The sequence below is a fragment of the Sulfolobus sp. B1 genome (genome assembly GCF_007050195.1).
Lineage (GTDB): Archaea > Thermoproteota > Thermoprotei_A > Sulfolobales > Sulfolobaceae > Saccharolobus.
Genome location: NZ_QIMI01000177.1, coordinates 1 through 2,460 on the forward strand (window position 1 = coordinate 1; position 2,460 = coordinate 2,460).

Here is a 2,460-nt window from a genome sequence, read left to right on the forward strand (position 1 = left end):
GAATAGAGGATACGAGGCAATCCTAGAAATAATACCAGAGTATGAGGAAGGGCTTAAAGGAATTGATGGATTCTCCCATATAATTGTTATAGCTCATCTGCACTTATCTACACCTCAAGGTAGTTTGATAATTAAGCCAAAGGGCTTTACTAGGATAGGGCTAAGTATTGATGAACTGCCTGAAGTTGGTATATTTTGTACAGCGTCTCCTAGAAGACCTAATCCAATTGCAGTTAGTATTATGAAGTTAGTGAAAAGGGAAAGAAATCTATTGCACGTTGACGATTGCGATCTATATGATGGTACACCAATTCTTGACATTAAGCCCTTCACCCCAAATAGATGTCCAGAAAATGTGACAATTCCCCAATGGTTAATTAATTTATATAATTTAGCAAAGGAAAGATATGGGATAGATATATTTAAAGTGAAGGTGACGGATAGTGGACTTTCTAATAAACGCTAGTGGTCTTATAGTTGATGATGATCTTTCAATTTTGTTTTTAGGTAAATATAAGACTACTAGCGCAATAAGCTTAGGTGAGGAGCTGAATAGCCTCGGTTATAATGTTAAAATTATAGATTATGTTGTCCCAATAAAACTAGAAAATAATCAAATGATAATCTCTAACGAATTAAATTTAAGTAATGTCAAGGGTGCTGTACAAATCAGATGGTGGGATAAAACTGAGTTAGCTAAATTACCTCTAGTTAAGTTAGGTGACAAGATAAATAGTAAGGTTAAGTATGTTTTAGTGGGAGTTAGTGGTTTAGGAAATAGCGTTTATAAATTCAGTAATAAATGTCCTTGTATCATTTCCTATGCTGATTTAGTAAACAAGGATATATATAATGACGAGGTTTTGAGATTAAGAATGCCCGATGAACTTCTGAATTTATTACCATCAAGTATAAATTATTATATTTTTACATTTAAAAAAGGTGAAGAGAAGATAGGTAAAATTCTAATAAATACAATAATAAATAATAACGTAAAAGAAGTGGAGTGTAACATTCCGTATTGTTCCCTCTCTGATGATTACTGTGCCATCTACTTGAAGAATTTCTTCGATACTATTAACGCTCATGAGATGTGTGACTTACTAGTGATAGGTAAATCATATCTGGAGTATTATTGTATGGATATAAATCAACTGAGGGAAGTATTGGATATTAAGGGTAAACTAATCGAAATTGATAGAGAAGTTAAGAAGAAAAATGCGATAGGCTTAGGTTTGAAATGCTCTAAAGGTCATATCAATTTACTTACCACCATACCTCTTAGACATAAGGTAAGGAGGTGTGTTATCTGTGGTAATGAGACAAAATATGGTTACTTAACTCTTCCAGCATTATCTATGACTAGAAAACTGTCTACCAAGCTTAAGCTATTACCTGCTACCATTTTAAGGCTGTTTATAGATCAGTTATATAATACGGGAATGAAGGATGACGAATTGATCAGCGCTTTTCTCTCAAGTAATTCAAAATTTGAGAAATTCATAACTGATCTCTTCTCTTAATCATTGAACCCTCTACTATCTTTTTAGTTAATTTATTCTTGGGATTTTCAATTATTTCATTGATATTACCACTCTCTACTATCTTACCTTGGCTTATTATAATTACCTCTTTGCTCATCTTGTACGCTACCAATAAATCGTGCGTTATGAGAAGTATTCGTGAGTTAAATTTTTTCTTATATTCATTTAAAACTCTTAATACTCTTAATTGAGATATTACGTCAAGTGAAGACGTAGGCTCATCTGCAATAATATATTTAGGTTTAGGTAATAACGCTATTAAAATCAATATTCTCTGTATTTCTCCTCCAGAAAGCTGATAAGGATACCTATTTAAGAGGTCTTGACTAAGACCTAAATTATCCATTAAATATTTTAATTCGTCCACATTTACGCTAATATTATTAGCTCTACATATCAATTTTATATGATCAGTTATTTTCCTTACGGGGTTTAGATATGTATATGATCCACCTTGAGGAATATAGGAGATCACTTTCCATCTCAGATGTTTTATATCCGATTCTATTACGTTTACGTCATCAATGAATATCTTTCCACTGACTCTAGAAATTGGAGGTAATATCTTTAATATAGCCTTACCTATTGTAGTCTTCCCACTGCCTGATGGACCCAATATGGCTATTGAATCATCTAAGTTAAAACTCACTCCTTTAATTACGTGAAGGCTATCATAATATACATTTAAATTATCTAAAATAATCGGCAAGTATATCACCAAAAGGCTCTCAATAGCTTAGCTGATAGTGTAGATATATTATAATTTCTCTCAAGGTCTAAGATTATCAATAAAAATGACATGTCTAAAAGAATGAGGAAAGCTAAAGGTGGTAAAATCCACCAGATCCATGCATTCGTGTATATTACTCTAGGAGTATCGATTGCAACTCTTATTAAATATCCCCAACTAGGAACA

At 32.4% G+C, this 2,460-nt stretch carries 3 protein-coding genes and 1 pseudogene; 2 read left to right on the forward strand and 2 right to left on the reverse strand.

What is annotated here, in order from left to right:
* A partial coding sequence (locus tag DMP16_RS09070) for an SAM-dependent methyltransferase (protein WP_143577131.1) occupies nt 1-466 on the forward strand: 466 nt, incomplete at its 5' end.
* On the forward strand, nt 444-1,523 hold the full coding sequence (locus tag DMP16_RS09075; protein WP_069281353.1) for a hypothetical protein: 1,080 nt from the start codon (nt 444-446) through the stop codon (nt 1,521-1,523). The genes DMP16_RS09070 and DMP16_RS09075, both read left to right, overlap by 23 nt.
* Here DMP16_RS09075 and DMP16_RS09080 read toward each other — a convergent pair.
* Nucleotides 1,501-2,253, reverse strand: coding sequence for an ATP-binding cassette domain-containing protein (locus tag DMP16_RS09080; RefSeq protein ID WP_185957852.1), 753 nt, complete (start codon nt 2,251-2,253; stop codon nt 1,501-1,503). The two genes, DMP16_RS09075 and DMP16_RS09080, sit on opposite strands and share 23 nt — an antisense overlap.
* 5 nt (nt 2,254-2,258) lie before the next feature.
* A pseudogene (locus tag DMP16_RS11080) lies at nt 2,259-2,460 on the reverse strand (ABC transporter permease); the annotation flags it as partial.